The sequence below is a fragment of the Achromobacter sp. HZ01 genome (genome assembly GCF_003267925.1).
Taxonomy (GTDB): Bacteria; Pseudomonadota; Gammaproteobacteria; order Burkholderiales; family Burkholderiaceae_B; genus Achromobacter; species Achromobacter pulmonis_A.
On the sequence record NZ_LWKV01000003.1, the window covers coordinates 415,039 to 429,465 of the forward strand.

14 protein-coding genes are annotated in these 14,427 nt (G+C 69.0%); 6 read left to right on the forward strand and 8 right to left on the reverse strand.

Annotation, left to right across the window (positions count from 1 at the left end; all coding sequences use genetic code 11):
* The first annotated feature begins 44 nt into the window (after positions 1-44).
* A complete protein-coding gene (locus A6B37_RS18015; RefSeq protein WP_111826527.1) occupies positions 45-488 on the forward strand; it encodes a hypothetical protein in 444 nt (147 codons plus the stop codon).
* A gap of 7 nt (positions 489-495) precedes the next feature.
* On the opposite strand, the gene A6B37_RS18020 is transcribed toward A6B37_RS18015, so the two are convergent.
* Complete coding sequence (locus A6B37_RS18020) at positions 496-1,401, reverse strand: LysR family transcriptional regulator (protein WP_111826528.1); 906 nt, start codon at positions 1,399-1,401, stop codon at positions 496-498.
* A gap of 139 nt (positions 1,402-1,540) precedes the next feature.
* On the opposite strand from A6B37_RS18020, the gene A6B37_RS18025 reads away from it, so the two are divergent.
* Complete coding sequence (locus A6B37_RS18025) at positions 1,541-3,127, forward strand: sulfatase-like hydrolase/transferase (RefSeq protein WP_111826529.1); 1,587 nt, start codon at positions 1,541-1,543, stop codon at positions 3,125-3,127.
* A gap of 20 nt (positions 3,128-3,147) precedes the next feature.
* A complete protein-coding gene (locus A6B37_RS18030; protein WP_111826530.1) occupies positions 3,148-4,119 on the forward strand; it encodes a tripartite tricarboxylate transporter substrate binding protein in 972 nt (323 codons plus the stop codon).
* A gap of 6 nt (positions 4,120-4,125) precedes the next feature.
* Here the strand turns inward: A6B37_RS18030 and A6B37_RS18035 are convergent, their stop codons facing one another.
* Positions 4,126-5,625, reverse strand: a complete 1,500-nt coding sequence (locus A6B37_RS18035) for a methyl-accepting chemotaxis protein (protein ID WP_111826531.1) — start codon at positions 5,623-5,625, stop codon at positions 4,126-4,128.
* A 166-nt stretch (positions 5,626-5,791) separates the two neighbouring features.
* On the opposite strand from A6B37_RS18035, the gene A6B37_RS18040 reads away from it, so the two are divergent.
* The gene (locus A6B37_RS18040) at positions 5,792-6,220 is read left to right on the forward strand and encodes a VOC family protein (protein ID WP_102774316.1); all 429 of its coding nucleotides are present in this window, start codon (positions 5,792-5,794) and stop codon (positions 6,218-6,220) included.
* Positions 6,221-6,251: 31 nt separating this feature from the next.
* Here A6B37_RS18040 and A6B37_RS18045 read toward each other — a convergent pair whose 3' ends face one another.
* The 5 genes from A6B37_RS18045 to A6B37_RS18065 all read right to left on the reverse strand — a co-directional run bounded on the left by A6B37_RS18045 (position 6,252) and on the right by A6B37_RS18065 (position 11,161).
* The gene (locus tag A6B37_RS18045) at positions 6,252-6,542 is read right to left on the reverse strand and encodes a DUF4148 domain-containing protein (protein ID WP_111826532.1); all 291 of its coding nucleotides are present in this window, start codon (positions 6,540-6,542) and stop codon (positions 6,252-6,254) included.
* A 190-nt stretch (positions 6,543-6,732) separates the two neighbouring features.
* Positions 6,733-7,818: a LuxR C-terminal-related transcriptional regulator gene (locus A6B37_RS18050; RefSeq protein WP_111826533.1), complete on the reverse strand. Its 1,086-nt coding sequence runs from the start codon at positions 7,816-7,818 to the stop codon at positions 6,733-6,735.
* 120 nt (positions 7,819-7,938) lie between these two features.
* The gene (locus A6B37_RS18055) at positions 7,939-9,069 is read right to left on the reverse strand and encodes an ABC transporter substrate-binding protein (RefSeq protein ID WP_111826534.1); all 1,131 of its coding nucleotides are present in this window, start codon (positions 9,067-9,069) and stop codon (positions 7,939-7,941) included.
* On the reverse strand, positions 9,059-10,468 hold the full coding sequence (locus A6B37_RS18060) for a sensor histidine kinase (RefSeq protein WP_210405809.1): 1,410 nt from the start codon (positions 10,466-10,468) through the stop codon (positions 9,059-9,061). Before A6B37_RS18060 ends, A6B37_RS18055 begins: the two co-directional genes overlap by 11 nt.
* A 3-nt stretch (positions 10,469-10,471) precedes the next feature.
* Complete coding sequence (locus tag A6B37_RS18065; RefSeq protein WP_102774321.1) at positions 10,472-11,161, reverse strand: response regulator transcription factor; 690 nt, start codon at positions 11,159-11,161, stop codon at positions 10,472-10,474.
* Between the two features lie 152 nt (positions 11,162-11,313).
* Between A6B37_RS18065 and A6B37_RS18070 the strand changes: the two genes are divergently transcribed.
* The gene (locus A6B37_RS18070; RefSeq protein ID WP_102774322.1) at positions 11,314-12,654 is read left to right on the forward strand and encodes a CitMHS family transporter; all 1,341 of its coding nucleotides are present in this window, start codon (positions 11,314-11,316) and stop codon (positions 12,652-12,654) included.
* A gap of 9 nt (positions 12,655-12,663) precedes the next feature.
* Positions 12,664-13,404, forward strand: coding sequence for an SDR family oxidoreductase (locus tag A6B37_RS18075; protein WP_102774323.1), 741 nt, complete (start codon positions 12,664-12,666; stop codon positions 13,402-13,404).
* Between the two features lie 10 nt (positions 13,405-13,414).
* Here A6B37_RS18075 and A6B37_RS18080 read toward each other — a convergent pair whose 3' ends face one another.
* Positions 13,415-14,380: a tripartite tricarboxylate transporter substrate binding protein gene (locus A6B37_RS18080; RefSeq protein WP_111826536.1), complete on the reverse strand. Its 966-nt coding sequence runs from the start codon at positions 14,378-14,380 to the stop codon at positions 13,415-13,417.
* Between the last annotated feature and the right edge of the window lie 47 nt (positions 14,381-14,427).

Consider the following 14,427-nt stretch of genomic DNA (forward strand, 5'->3'; position numbering starts at 1 on the left):
GTGGGGCGGCGGGGTGAGACAATCGTTTGCAGGAGCTCCCAGCCATGAATACCTATCCCTTGCTGCTCGTCCTGCATCTGCTGGCCGCTTTCGTGTTCGTCGGCACGGTGACCTTCGAGGTGCTGTTCCTGGAACCCGTGCACAAGCGCCTGCCCGCCGAGGTGCGCAAGGCATTGGGCAGCCAGCTCGGCCCGCGCGTGCGCTCGGTGGTTCCGTGGGCGGTGCTGGTGCTTTACCTGGCCGGCCTGGGCCTGGCCTGGCAGTACCGGGGCGCGCTCGTCAGCCCCGGCTCGTCGCCCTTCGGCATCCTGTTCAGCCTGAAGATCCTGCTGGCCTTGAGCGTGCTGGCGCATGTGGTGACGGCGCTGACGATGGCCCGGCGCAAGCGGCTCACGCCCGAGCGGCAGCGGCGCATACACCGCAGCGTGTTCTGCCACATGGTGGCCATCGTGATCCTGGCCAAACTGATGTTCTACGTGAACGGGTAGCGCCGGGTCAGCGCGACAGCCGCAGGCACTCCATGAAGTAGGCAGCATGTTCCGACGCCAGCGCCGCGTCGCGCCACACCATGCCGGTGATGCCGCGGCTGCGCATCGCCAGCGGCAGCACCCGGATCATGTTCTGCCTGGCGAAATGGCGCGCCAGCCGTTCCGAGATCGGCATCACCAGGTCCGAATCCGCCAATAGCGAGAGGTTGACGAGAACCGACGAGGACTCGACCTGCTGCCAGGGCGCGGGCTGCCCGGCCAGGGCCAGTTCATAGTCCATCCGCATGCGCATCGGGGTGGAGGGGCCGGGCACGATCCAGGGATGCGCCTGCACGTCGCGCCAGGTGACCGAGCGCTTGCCGGCCAGCGGGTGGCTGCCGCCCACGGCCAGGCAGATGGGCTCGTCGTAAAGCTCTTCGTAGTGCAGATTGCGCGGCAGCGAGTGCTGCTCCAGGCGTCCCACCAGCACGTCGTAGGAGCCTTCCTGCATCAGCGGAAGCAGGTGGTCCAGCGTGTTTTCCGCCAGGCGCAGCAGCACCTTGGGATAGCGTTCGCGGAAGCGCCGGATGCCGGGCGGCAGCAGCACCGGCGCGATATTGGGCGTGACGCCCACGGCCAGCGTGCCGGTGGCGCCGTGGGCCAGTTGCGCCATGGTGTCCTGGGCGCGGCCCAGCTTACCCAGGATTTCACGCGCGTGGGTGCGCAGTTCCAGTCCGTACAGCGTGGGTTCGATACCGCGCGCATGCCGCTCGAACAGCGGCAGGCCGATGTCTTCTTCCAGGCTGCGCAGCCATTTCGACAGCGCCGGCTGGGTGATGTTGAGTTCGGACGCAACCTGGCTCAGGTTACGGCTCTCGCACAGGCGCACCAGGATGGCCAGGTGGCGCAGGCGGATGCGGTGGGTCCAGTCCATGCGTGTCCGTCGTCTTTTCAGACATGAGTCTGTGGTTATGGCTCAGTAATATTAATTCATTATCAATTCATGTCTGCCCTGCACATAATGGCCGCACAACAGAGCCATGCCGGCATCGACCCGGCGGCGAGGAGACACGATGCAGCCGAATTTCCTGCTATTCATCACGGATCAGCAGCGCGCCGATCATCTGGGCAGCTATGGCAACGCCATAGTGCGCACGCCGGAACTGGACGCGCTGGCGGCGCAGGGGTGGTCCGCCGACCGCTTCTACGTGGCCTCGCCGATCTGCATGCCCAACCGCGCCACGCTGATGACAGGCCGCATGCCTTCAGTGCACGGCGTGCGCCACAACGGCATCCCGCTATCGCAGCGCGCCACCACCTTCGTCGAACGCCTGCGCGGCGCGGGCTACGCCACCGCGCTGGTCGGCAAGGCGCATTTACAGAACATGACGGGCAACGGCCCCGCCTGGCCGCCGGCCGGCGGCGACGGCACGCAGGGCGAAGCCTGGACCGCGGAACCCGGCGACTACGACCAGGAGTGGGGGCCGCTGTGGCGCACCGATCCGGCCCACGACCTGGATACGCCGTTCTACGGTTTCGGGCGCGTGGCGCTGGCGGTGGACCACGGCGACCAGGTCTGGGGCCATTACGAGCGCTGGCTGGCGCAAGAGCATCCCGAGGCGCGGCGCCTGTGGGGGCCCGAGCACGCCTTGCCCGCGTCGGAGTTCGAGCTGACCCGGCATCACCAGGCCTGGCGCACCCGCGTGCCGGAGGAGTGCTCCACCAACGCCTATATCGGCGACCAGACCATCGCCTTGCTGCGCGAGCATGCCGCGGGCGGCAAGCCGTTTTTCATCCAGTGTTCGTTTCCCGATCCGCACCATCCGTTCACGCCTCACGGCAAGTACTGGGACATGTACCGCCCCGAAGACGTGGAGCTGCCGGCGTCCTTCCATGCCTGCGCCGCGCCCGGCCACCGTCCGCCGCCGCACGTGGCGTGGCTGCATGAGCAGCGCGACCGCAACCAGGCGGTCAAGCACACGCCGGCGATCTTCGCCTGCACCGAGCGCGAGGCGCGCGAGGCCATTGCGCTGAACTACGGCTCCATCAGCCATATCGACGCCACCATCGGCCGGGTCATGCAGGCCTTGCGCCAGACCGGGCTGGACCGGAACACCGTGGTCATCTTCACCAGCGACCACGGCGATTACCTGGGCGATCACCAGTTGCTGCTCAAGGGGCCGGTCCATTACCAGAGCCTGATCCGCACGCCTTTCATCTGGCGCGACCCGCAGGCCGCGCCGGCCGCGCCGCGCAGCCAGGCGCTGTGCTCGACCGCCGACATCGCGGCCACGGTGCTGGCCCGCGCCGGCCTGCCCGCCTACAACGGGATGCAGGGCCAGTCGCTGCTGCCGCTGATGTCCGGCGCGGCGACGGCGGTGCGCGACGCTGCGCTGATCGAAGAAGAGGGCCAGCGCACCATGTTCGGCTTTGCGGGCCGCACCCGCATGCGCACGCTGCAGACGCCGCGCCACCGCCTCAGCGTGTACGCGGACGCGGACTGGGGCGAACTCTACGACCTGCAGGAAGACCCTCACGAACTGCGCAACCTGTGGAGCGATCCGGCCGCCGCCGCGCTGCGCGGCGAGCTGTTGATGACGCTTGCGCGCAGCATGATCCGCCACGCCGAAACCAGCCCGCACCCCACCGCCATCGCCTGACATCCAGGCAGGAGACAACCATGATCAAGCCCATGCTGCTGTTCTGTACCGCGATGTTGCTGGGAGGCGCCGCGGCCGCCGCGCCGTCGGACTACCCCACGCGCCCCATACGCCTGGTCGTCAATTTTCCGCCCGCCGGACCGCTGGACCTGGAGGCCCGGGCCATCGCGCAGCATGCCGGACAACTGCTGGGGCAGACCGTGGTGGTCGAGAACCGCTCGGGCGCGTCCGGCAACATCGGCGCCCAGTCCGTGGCCCAGGCCGCTGCCGACGGCTACACACTGCTGATGACCCTGGACACGCTGATGACGGTCAATCGCTTTATCTTCAAGGACCTGGAGCGCGACGTCACCGCCCGGCTGGAACCGGTGAGCCTGGCCGGCAGCTTCGGCATGGCCCTGGCGGTGCGGCCCGAACTGGGCGTCGCTTCCCTGGACGAGTTCCTCAGCTACGCCAGGTCGCATCCCATCAGCTACGCCTCCGCCGGCTACGGCAGCCCGGGCAACCTGGCCTTCGAAAAGCTGCGCCTGGCCGTCGGCATACCGGCCGCGCACGTGCCTTACCGCGGCAACGCCCCGGCCGTCAACGCGCTGCTGGGCGACCAGATACAGGCCGCCTTTCTCGCCACGCCCGGCATTCTGCCGCACGTCAAGGCGGGCAAGCTGCAGGCCCTGGCCGTGTCGGGCGGGCAACGCGACGCCGACCTGCCCGAGGTGCCGACGGTGGCGCAGTCCGGCGTGGCCGGCCTGAAGAACTACGACGTGGCCTTCGGTTTCCTGGTGATGGCGCCCAAGGGCACGCCCGAGCCGATCGTGCGGATCTGGGAAAAGACCCTGGCGCAGGTCTATGCCATGCCGGAATTCCAGCGCAGCATGGCGAGCCTGGGCATACGCCAGCCTTACGCCGGCCAGGCGCAGGCCCGCGAATGGGTGCGCAAGGAATCCGAGGGCTGGAAGGCCGTGATCGAGCAGGCCGGCATCAAGGCGCAATAAGTCCCGTCATGCGCCGGCCAGCGCCGGCGCCGGCGGATGGCCGGGCGCCGCCTGCGCGCGCAGGCGCGGCGCTTCGGCGGAAGGGCCGTCGTCCTGCAGGCGGAACACGCCCACGGCCTGCAGCAGATGCGCGGCCTGCGATTGCAGCGCCGTGGACGCGCTGGCGGCCTGGGCCACGCGGGCCGCGGTCTGGCGGGTCAGCTCGTCCATCTTGTCGACCGCCTGGTTGACCTCTTCGATGCCGGCGCTCTGGGCGCGGCCGGCCTCGCCGATCTCGGCGACGATGCCGGCGACGCGGTCGATGCTGGAGACGACCTCGCGGATCACGCCGGCGGCGGCGTCGGCCTGGCGGAACCCGTTGCTGGTTTTCTCCAGCGAGCCGTCGATCAGGCCGCGGATCTCGCGCGCCGCGCCGGCGCTGCGCTGGGCCAGCGCGCGGACTTCGCTGGCCACCACCGCGAAGCCGCGTCCGCTTTCGCCCGCGCGGGCCGCTTCCACCGCCGCGTTCAACGCCAGGATGTTGGTCTGGAACGCGATGCTGTCGATCAGGCCGGTGATCTCGGAGATCTTCTGCGATTCCTGCTGGATCTCGCCCATCACGGCGGCCACGCCGGCCACCGCGGCGCTGCCCTGTCCGCCGATCTGCCGCGCCTGCTCGCTGAGCTGGCCGGCCTGCTGGGCGCGCTGCGCGTTGTCATGGACGTTGGCGGCCAGCGCGTGCATGGAGGTTGCGGTGCGCGCCAGCGATTCGGCCTGGGTGCGCGCGCGTTCGTCCAGCTGCAGATTGTCCTGCATCATGTGGTGCGAGGCGGCCGACAGGGCCGACGCGGTGGAGCGCACTTCGCTCATGGTGCGATGCACGGCGTCCATGGTGGTCTTGAAGCTGCGGCCCAGGTCGCTGGCCATGCTCAGCCCGCCGAAGCGCAGGTCGAACATGCCGGGTTCGCGTCCGATGTGCGCGCTGAGCCGCGCCAGTTCTTCGGCGGCGACGGCGGCGCGCTCCATTTTCCAGGCCAGCCATCCCAGCGCCGCGGCCTGCACCACCACATAGGCCGCATGCAGCAGCACCATGCCCAGGCTGGGCTCGGTGAAACAGAGCGTGCCGTATCCCCATTGCTGCAGATAATTGAAGGACAGGTGATGCACGGCGATCACCAGCGCCGCGCACAGGATGGTGCGCCAGTCGCGATAGGCCAGCAGCAGCGACAGCAGCACGAAAATGCCGAAGTGCACTTCCGTCTGGCCGGATGCGAGGTGGATGTGCAGCGCGGCCAGCACCATCAGGCCACAGGCCACGGCCAGGCGGGTGGAGAGGCGGCCGGGACGCCAGAGGATCAGCAGCGTGGGTATGCCCGCCGCCAGCAGCCCCGCGGTGGTGGCTTCGCCCCAGCGGTTGTAGAGCGGCGCCATGCCGAGCCCTACGATGAACAGCAGCCACAGGAGCGGCAGCATGGCGCGGTCAGTCCGGCGATACGAGTCTTCCAGCAAGCGGCTTGCGGTGCTCATGGGGCGGTTCCTCGGGCTAGGTGGCGCGCGGTGTCGCGCAATCGCGATTCTGCTCGAAAAAACGCAATTTGTGAACAATTATGGCAAATTATGCAGCGATGCAACAAAGGCCCCGGCGGCGGCCGGCGCTATAGTCGAAATCCACACTCTTCCCACGGGAGCTCCCATGCAGACGCACGAAATCCATCGCGGCCGGCTGATCGACCACATCCAGCTGGTAGTGCGCGACCTGGCCGCCAGCAGGCGCTTCTATGAGGCGGTGTTCGACGTGCTGAAGGTGCCGCTGGGCGGCGCCGGCGAGGACTATTTCTGGGCCGACGAGCTGTTCGTGTCCACGGCCGACAGCAAGGCCGCGCTGGGGCAGTTGACGGGCCGCCACCATCTGGCGTTCCAGGCGCGGGACCAGGCCATGGTGGACGCCTTCTACCAGGCGGCGCTGGCGAACGGCGGCAAGGACAACGGCGCGCCGGGACCGCGCAACTATCACCCGGGCTATTACGGGGCCTTCGTGCTGGACCCGGACGGCAACAATATCGAAGCGGTATTCCACGGCGAGGCGCAGCGCAGCGCGCCGTCGGTCAAGGTGACGTTCTGACCGAAGGCGGCGCGCCGGCTGCGGACCGGGTTCACTGTGCGCGGACCGGGGGCGCGGCGGCGGGCTTCACCGTGTCCATGTATTGCCGGTAGCTGGCGCGGTATTGCGGGCTGTAGACGTCAGGCGTGCTGTCGCCGCTCCAGCTGTTTTCCAGTCCGGCCTGCTTCCAGGCGGCCAGGTCGCGCATGACGTCCTCGCGGGTGACGGTGGAATTGTCGTCGGGCGAGGCCGCGGCCGATTGCGCGCTTGCCGTACCGGACAGCAGCGCGGCGGCCGCCAGGGCGGCCGGGACGGCGACACGGAAGAATAGGGCGGTTTTCATGAGGTGCTCCTCGATGGCAAGAGTGAGCGCGGCGTTGGGACCGGTGTCCTCGGGGCTTGCGGGAAGGCAGTCTCGGCAAGGGCAGCCGCGCGACCGGTTATATGCATCCGGCTTCATGCTTTCGAGTCCATCGTAGGTCGCATACCGATGCGGCCGCATACCCAAAATGGAGTACGCGGCCGGGCGCGGCCTACAGCAGGGAGGCGAGCCGCACCAGTTCGGACTGGCGGCTGCATTCCATCTTGCTCAGCAGCGACGCCACCTGTTTGCGCACGGTCAGCACCGAGGCCTGGCGCAGCGTGGCGATCTCTTCGACGCTGTGGCCGGCGGCCAGTCCGGCCAGCACGGCGGCTTCGGCATGCGTGATGGCGAACACGGATACCAGCCGGTCGATGTCGGGCGGCGCGAAGGCGCTTTTGCGCCGCATGCGCACCAGCAGCATGTGCTCGCCGACCAGGTTGAGCGCTTCCGGCGCCACGCTGACGTCGATCCAGCACAGCTCGCCCCAGCCGGTGGACGAGGCCAGCGAATGCGTGCGTCCATCGCGCACGACGGCCGCGCGGCAGGCGTCGAGCTGCGCCTGCATCTTTCCATCGGCATGGCGCAGGCGCCCGCCGTTCACGTTCCAGCCGTGTCCGTCGTCCAGGTAGCGTGCGGCCAGCGGCGACATCCTGGCCACCAGGCCGTTGTTGGTCATGAGCAGGACCGCTTCGCCGACGTCGCCGAATGCGCTCTCGATGGAGCGCCAGCCGATGGCCAGCGCTTGCTCGCGTTGCGCCAGCAGGCCGCGCAGCATGCGGAAATAATGCGCGTAGGCGCCTTGCTGGACGCGTTCATAGGTCTTGTCGTCGATCGTCGAACGCTGGAAGCCGATGCCCGCGTGCATGGTGGCGTTCGATTCGACCACCAGCGACACGATCTGCGCCATGCGGTGCTTGACCATGAAGTCCGCGTAGTATTCGGTGCGATGCAGCTGTCCGCGCTGGTGGAGGTTGGCGGTGTCCAGCCACGTGCCGGCCGGCGACAGGCGCGCATCTTTTTCGAGCACGTCGTGGCGGTAGTAGTGCTGCTGGTAGTCCGCGGTGCAGTCCTCGGGACAGCCGTGCGAATACAGGTTCACCAGGTTGTTGCGCCTGTCGAACACCAGCAGCGCGCTGCTGTCGGCGCCCACCATGTCGCGCGCGGTAGTGAGTATGTCCTGCCAAGGCGGATCGGGATCGGTAAGGTGGCTGACGGCCTCGACGGCTCGCCGGACCGCAAGCATGTGTTCGGCCATTTGACGCCTCCGACTCTGGTTCAGGCAGGCATGGCAGCCGCTGCCGCTTTTGCAAATTATCCTCGCAAATGCGCGCTTCGGATGAGAATCATCGATCTGGTGCGGCCGTACCGGAGCGTTTCAATCAAGCGCGCCGCCGGGGCCCGGGCCGCCCGTCGCCGGCGCGCCCGCGGGACCGGCGGCCGGCGCCTGGACCGCCGCACGCCACAGGTCCAGGAAGTGTTTTTTCTTCAGCGGGTCCAGGTACACCAGCAGGCCCACGCCCAGGCCCACGGGGCGCACGCCGGCGGCGGCGATGACCGAGGCGTTCACCGGCCGCATGCCGGATTGCTCCTGCACCATCTGCTGGCCGCGCGGCGACAGCAGGTAGTCCAGGAATTGCGCGCCGAGATCGGGACGCGGCGCCTGGCGCGGGATGATGGCCGAGCGCGACAGCATCAGCGTGTAGTCCTGCGGGTACACGATGGCCAGCGGCGCGCCGCGCGCGATGCGGTGGCGCGTATAGGATTCCAGCAGGTTGTAGGCCAGCGTGGTCTGGCCGCGCTCGAGCTGGTCCAGCGCATGTTCGGTGGACGCGTGCATGGCGACGCGGTTGCGTCCGAACGCGGCCAGCAGCGCGCCGGCCATGCTGTCCAGGCGCGTGTCCTGCGTGGCGGCCAGATAGCCGATGCCGCTGCCCTGCACGTCATAGGTCGAGATGCTGCCGGCCAGCGGCTGGTCCGGCGCCTGCAGCAGCGACAGCAGTTCGCGCCGCGTGCGCGGCGCGCGCGCGGCCGGCAGCCTGTCGGTGTTGTAGACCATCACGATGGGATCGGTGCCGATGCTGAAGACCTCGTCGCGCCAGTTCGCCCAGCGCGGCAGCGCCTGCGTCTGCGGCGACACATGGGGCAACGCGTAGCCGTCGTTGACCAGCTTGGTCTGCAGGTCCATGGCGCTGCTGATGACGATGTCCGGGCCGGTGCGCGCGCCGGGCGCCTGCCACGCGCGCGCCACGGCCTGCGCGTACAGGTCCTGCGTGGAGATCTCGGTGTATTCCAGCCGCACGGAGGGATTGAGCCGGCTGAAATCCTCCAGCACGCCGCGAAACACCTGCACGCTGTTGGAGGCATGCACCACCAGCACGTTGCGGCTGTCGGCCGGCCCCAGCGTCAGCCCGTCGCCGCTGGTTTCGGCGGCCTGGCCGGCCAGCGGCAGCAGCACGGCGGCGGCGATGGCGAGCCCGCGCCAGGCGGCGATGGGCCTACTTTTCATGGGCCGTCCCCGGCAGCGTGATCGCGGCTTCCAGTCCGCCGTCCACCCGGTTGCTCAGGACCAGCCGGCCCTGGTGGATCTCGACCACGCGCTTGACGATGGACAGCCCCAGGCCGGCGCCGGACGAGCGCGGATTGGGGCCGCGGGTGAAGCGCTCGAACGCCGCGTGGGCCAGCGCCGGCGGTATGCCGGGGCCGCGGTCCGACACGGCGACGCGCCAGCCCGCGTCCGCGCGCTCCAGCCGCACTTCGATGTGGCCTGCTTCGTTGGCGCCGTGGCGCAGCGCGTTGTCGATCAGATTCTTGAAGGCTTCGCGCAGCATCAGGCTGTCGCCCGGCACGACCGGCGGATGCGCGTCGCCGGCGTCGGGCAGGCGCAGCCGCACGTCGGGCTGCGGGTCGGCCTGCGGCACCGTGTCGTACACCGCCTGGCCGAGCAGTTCGGCCAGGTCCACCGGCTGGAACTGCCTGACGTTGCTGCGGTGGATCACGCTGGCGTCGGACAGCAGCTGGTTGACCAGGCGCGAGAGTTTCTCGGCGTTGCGCAGCACCGCCAGCAGGCTGCGGCGCTGTTCGGCCGGGTCTTCCTCGTCCAGCGCCACTTCCATCTGGGCGTGCAGCGCGGCCAGCGGCGTGCGCAGCTGGTGCGCGGCCTCGGCGATGAACAGGCGCAGCGTGTCCAGGTTTTCCGACAGGCGCGCCATGAAGCCGTCCAGCGCATGCACCAGGGTGTCGAGCTCCTGCGGCACGGGCGCATCGATGGGATGCAGTTCGGAGGCGCCGCGCGCGGCCAGTTCGCGCTCGATGCGCTGGATCGGCGAGAGCGAGCGCTGCAGGCCCCAGTAGGCCAGCGCCAGCGCCGCGGCGGCAAAGCCGATCAGGGCCAGCGTGCCCTGCCACAGTATGCCGGCGGCCAGCGCGTTGCGCGCCTCGCGCGTCTGGGCGACTTCGATGACGGCGGTTTCTGCGTCGCGCGGGCCGGCGATCTTGCGCTCCATCCAGGCCACGCGCACCGGCTCGTCCTGGTAGCGGGCTTCGAACAGGCGCGGCGTGTCGGCCGGCGCGGCCTCGGCGCGCGCGGGCGGCGAGGGCAGGTCGGCGTAGCCCGAGACCAGTTCGCCGCCGCCGGCGGTGACGCGGTAGAACACGCGGTCGCGCGGCGCCTGCTCCAGCAGCGCCAGCGACGCGTAGGGCATGTCCATGCGCCATTCGCCCTGCACCAGCTGCAGGCTGTCGGCGATCGACAGCACCGAGGCGCGCAGCAGCTGGTCGTAGGTGGTGTCGGCGGTCTGGTAGGCGTAGCCGCGCACCAGCAGGTAGAGCGCGGCCAGGGCGGCCGCGAACAGGGCCAGCAGCGTGGCCAGCATGCGGCGGCGGACGGAGATTCGGCGCTGCGGCACGGGCTACTCGGAATCGTCGGCCGCCTCGCCGACCGCCGTCAGCAGGTAGCCGGTGCCGCGCTGCGTTTCGATGCGCAGCGGCGTGCCTTCGAGCTTGCGGCGCAGGCGGGCGATGTAGACCTCGATGGCGTTGGGGGCGGCGTCGTCGTCGAAGGCGAACAGCTTGCTGGCGATTTCGGCCTTGCTGACGCTGCGGTTCATGCCGGCCAGCAGGATCTCCAGCAGGCTGTATTCGCGCTTGGGCAGTTCGATGCGCCGTCCGCCCAGCGTGACCTGGCGCGCGGCGCTGTCGATGGCCAGTTCGCCGAAGCGCAGCACGCCCGCGGCCTGGGCCGCGGGCCGGCGCAAGAGGGCGCGGCAGCGCGCCTCCAGCTCGCGGAAATCGAAGGGCTTGGCGAGGTAGTCGTCGGCGCCGGTATCCAGGGCGTGGACCCGGTCTTCGATGTCGATGCGCGCGGTCAGCGCCAGCACCGGCGTCTTGCTGCCCCGGTCGCGCAGGCGCAGCAGGATGTCGAAGCCCGACATGCGCGGCAGGCCGATGTCCAGGATGACCAGGTCGAAGGTCTCGTATTGCAGTACGCCGTCGGCGCTCAGGCCGTCGTTCTGGCTGTCGACCGCATGGCCGAGCCGGCGCAGCCGGCGCACGATGGCGTCGGCCAGGTCCTCGTCGTCTTCGATCACCAGTATGCGCATGGCGGGAATTGTCGCACGGAGATTCAGGGGGACGGACCAGCGTCCGCCACGAAAAAGACAGGTTGTCGACAGCTTTAGTTTCTAGTCTTGCGGTCCAGCTTCCCCCGCCGGAGGCTGCCTCGCATAACAACGACGAGTCGGAGATAACCCTCATGCTATTGACCCTGCTTGGCTTCGGCATGGTGATCACGTTCATGACGCTGATCATGACCAAGCGCCTGTCGCCCCTGGTGGCGCTCATTCTTGTTCCCATTCTTTTTGCCTTGCTGGGCGGCTTCGGGGCGGGCATAGACAAGATGATGCTGGACGGCATCCGCAAGATCGCGCCGACCGGCGTGATGCTGATGTTCGCCATCCTGTATTTCGGCGTCATGATCGACGCCGGCCTGTTCGACCCCATCGTGGGCCGCATCCTGCGCGCGGTGAAGGGCGATCCGCTGAAGATCGTGGTGGGCACGACCGTGCTGGCGCTGGTGATCTCGCTGGACGGCGACGGCTCGACCACCTACATGATCGTGGTGGCCTCGATGCTGCCGCTGTACCGGCGTCTGAAAATGAACGCATTGGCCATGACCTGCCTGGCCATGCTGGCCAGCGGCGTCATGAACCTGACGCCCTGGGGCGGGCCCACGGCGCGCGCGGCCAGCGCGCTGCACGTGGACGCCGGCGACATTTTCGTGCCGCTGGTGCCGGTGATGGGCGTGGCCATCGTCGCCATCCTGGTCCTGGCGTTCTGCCTGGGGCTGCGCGAACGCCGCCGCCTGGGCGTGCTGTCGCTGCCCGAGGGCGCGTCGCTGCACGCGGGCTACGACGAGGACGGTCCCAAGACGCTGCCCGAGATCGAGGTCGACCACGACCTGCGCCGTCCGCGCCTGCTGTGGGTGAACGCCGGCCTGACGCTGGCGCTGATGGTGAGCCTGATCCTGGGCGTGCTGCCGCTGCCGGTGCTGTTCATGATCGCCTTCGCGATCGCGCTGGTCATCAACTACCCCGACCTGGCCGAGCAGCGCCGCCGCGTGACGCAGCACGCCGGCAACGTGCTGTCGGTGGTGTCGCTGATCTTCGCGGCCGGCATCTTCACCGGCATCCTGTCGGGCACCGGCATGGTCGAGGCCATGTCGCGCAGCCTGCTGGCGGTGATCCCGGACGCGATGGGGCCGTACCTGGCCGGCATCACCGCGCTGGTGAGCCTGCCCTTCACCTTCTTCATGTCCAACGACGCTTTCTACTTCGGCGTGCTGCCGATCCTGAGCGAAGCGGCGCAGGGCTACGGAATTTCCGCGGTCGAGATGGCGCGCGCCTCGCTGGTCGGCCAGCCCGTGCACCTGCTCAGCCCCCTGGTTCCTTCCACCTACCTGCTGGTGGGCCTGGCCGGCGTCGACTTCGGCGACCACCAGCGCTATTCGCTGAAGTGGGCCACCATGGTCTGCCTGGTGATGCTGGCCGCCGCGCTGGCGTTCGGCCTGTTCCCGCTAGTGGGTCAAACTTCCTGAGGACTTGTCATGGCTTTGCGCATTGCTTATGTCACCAGCGGAATGGGCCACACCGGCACCGCGATCTGCCAGGCGCTGCACCTTGCGGGACACCGTGTGGTGGCGGGCTGCGGCCCGCGCTCCACGCGCAAGGACCACTGGCTGAAGGAACAGAAGTCGCTGGGCTACGACTTCATCGCCTCCGAGGGCGACGCCACCGACTGGGCCTCGACCGAGGCGGCCTTCGCCAAGGTGCGGCGCGAGGTCGGCGAGATCGACGTGCTGGTCAACAACGCCGGCGCCATGCTGGACATGCGTTTCCGCCAGATGAGCCACGCCGACTGGTCGGCGGTGCTGCGCAGCAACCTGGACACGCTGTTCAACAGCACCAAGCAGGTGGTCGACAGCATGGCCGACCGCGGCTGGGGCCGCATCATCAACATCGGTTCGGTGGCGGCCGAGAAAGGCCAGATCGGCCAGATCAACTACGCCACGGCCAAGGGCGCGGTCATCGGCTTCACGCGCTCGCTGGCGCAGGAAGTGGCCGCGCGCGGCGTGACCGTCAACCTGGTGTCGCCGGGCTTCATCGCCGACGACACGGTCAAGGCCTTCCCGCCGGCGCTGCTGGACCGCATCGTCGAAAGCGTGCCGGTCGGCCGCCTGGGCACCGCCCAGGACCTGGCCGGGCTGTGCGCGTGGCTGGCCTCGGACGAGGCCGCTTTCGTCACCGGCGCGAACTACGCGATCAACGGCGGCGTCTACATGAGCTGAAGCGCCTGCTTCAGTTCTGCAGCTTGACCGCGCCGCTGTCGAGCAGCTTCTTCCACTTGGCGTCGTCGGCCTCGATGAATTTCTGCAGGTCGGCCGGCGAGCCGCCGCCGGCGATCATGCCGGCGTTGTCGACGGCGGCCTTGAATTCCGGGGTGGCGATGGCGGCACGCAGCGCCGCGTTCACCTGTTCCAGCTGCGCCGCCGGGATGCTGTTGGCGGCGGCGACCGAGAACCATTGCGTGGCGGCGTAGCCCTTGAAGCCGGTTTCCTCCACCGTGGGCACGTCGGGCAGGCTCTTCAGGCGGTACGGCGTGGTGACCGCGTAGGCCTTGAGCGCGCCGGCCTTGATCTGTGGCATGACGGGGGCCGAGCCCAGTATCGCCAGCGGAATCTGGCCGCCGGCCACGTCCGACACCGCCTGTCCGCCGCCCTTGTAGGGCACGTGCACCATGCGCGTGCCGGCATACTGGTTCAGCAGTTCGCCGGCCAGGTTCTGCGAAGTGCCGTTGCCCGAGCTGCCGTAGCTCCACGCTTCGGGCCGGCGCCTGGCGTCGGCCAGCACGTCCTGCAGCGTGGCGCGCGCGTTTTTGGCCGGTCCGACGATGACCATGGGGCCTTCGGCCATCAGGATGACGGGCGACAGTTCATGGCCGATCCGCGGCTGCGGCGTGGGGTAGACCAGCGGCCCCGGCACGGTCAGCAGATAGCCGTCTTCCGGCTTGCTGCGCGCCACCAGCTGCAGCGCGATGGCGCCGGCCGCGCCCGGACGGTTTTCCACGATCACGTTCAGCCCGCTTTGCCGCGCCAGTTCCTGGGCGGCGATGCGGGTCAGGACGTCGGCGGTGCCGCCGGGCACGAAGCCCACGACCCAGGTGATCTGCCTGGCGGGCCAGTCCAGCCCGGCCTGCGCCGCGCCGGCGGCGGCGAAGGCTGCGGCGCCGAACAGCAGCGCGCCGCAACGGATGACGAACTTCATGGTATTCCCCTGATGCTTTTCTTGTGTTGTGTTGGCGGTTCCGCCCG

What these genes read in the sequence shown, in the direction of transcription:
- A6B37_RS18065 (WP_102774321.1), bottom strand. Translation starts at nt 11,161, where the DNA reads ATGCGCATACTGGTGATCGAAGACGACGAGGACCTGGCCGACGCCATC.
- A6B37_RS18015 (WP_111826527.1), top strand. Translation starts at nt 45, where the DNA reads ATGAATACCTATCCCTTGCTGCTCGTCCTGCATCTGCTGGCCGCTTTC.
- A6B37_RS18025 (WP_111826529.1), top strand. Translation starts at nt 1,541, where the DNA reads ATGCAGCCGAATTTCCTGCTATTCATCACGGATCAGCAGCGCGCCGAT.
- A6B37_RS18040 (WP_102774316.1), top strand. Translation starts at nt 5,792, where the DNA reads ATGCAGACGCACGAAATCCATCGCGGCCGGCTGATCGACCACATCCAG.
- A6B37_RS18070 (WP_102774322.1), top strand. Translation starts at nt 11,314, where the DNA reads ATGCTATTGACCCTGCTTGGCTTCGGCATGGTGATCACGTTCATGACG.
- A6B37_RS18045 (WP_111826532.1), bottom strand. Translation starts at nt 6,542, where the DNA reads ATGAAAACCGCCCTATTCTTCCGTGTCGCCGTCCCGGCCGCCCTGGCG.
- A6B37_RS18030 (WP_111826530.1), top strand. Translation starts at nt 3,148, where the DNA reads ATGATCAAGCCCATGCTGCTGTTCTGTACCGCGATGTTGCTGGGAGGC.
- A6B37_RS18080 (WP_111826536.1), bottom strand. Translation starts at nt 14,380, where the DNA reads ATGAAGTTCGTCATCCGTTGCGGCGCGCTGCTGTTCGGCGCCGCAGCC.
- A6B37_RS18035 (WP_111826531.1), bottom strand. Translation starts at nt 5,625, where the DNA reads ATGAGCACCGCAAGCCGCTTGCTGGAAGACTCGTATCGCCGGACTGAC.
- A6B37_RS18020 (WP_111826528.1), bottom strand. Translation starts at nt 1,401, where the DNA reads ATGGACTGGACCCACCGCATCCGCCTGCGCCACCTGGCCATCCTGGTG.
- A6B37_RS18050 (WP_111826533.1), bottom strand. Translation starts at nt 7,818, where the DNA reads ATGGCCGAACACATGCTTGCGGTCCGGCGAGCCGTCGAGGCCGTCAGC.
- A6B37_RS18075 (WP_102774323.1), top strand. Translation starts at nt 12,664, where the DNA reads ATGGCTTTGCGCATTGCTTATGTCACCAGCGGAATGGGCCACACCGGC.
- A6B37_RS18055 (WP_111826534.1), bottom strand. Translation starts at nt 9,069, where the DNA reads ATGAAAAGTAGGCCCATCGCCGCCTGGCGCGGGCTCGCCATCGCCGCC.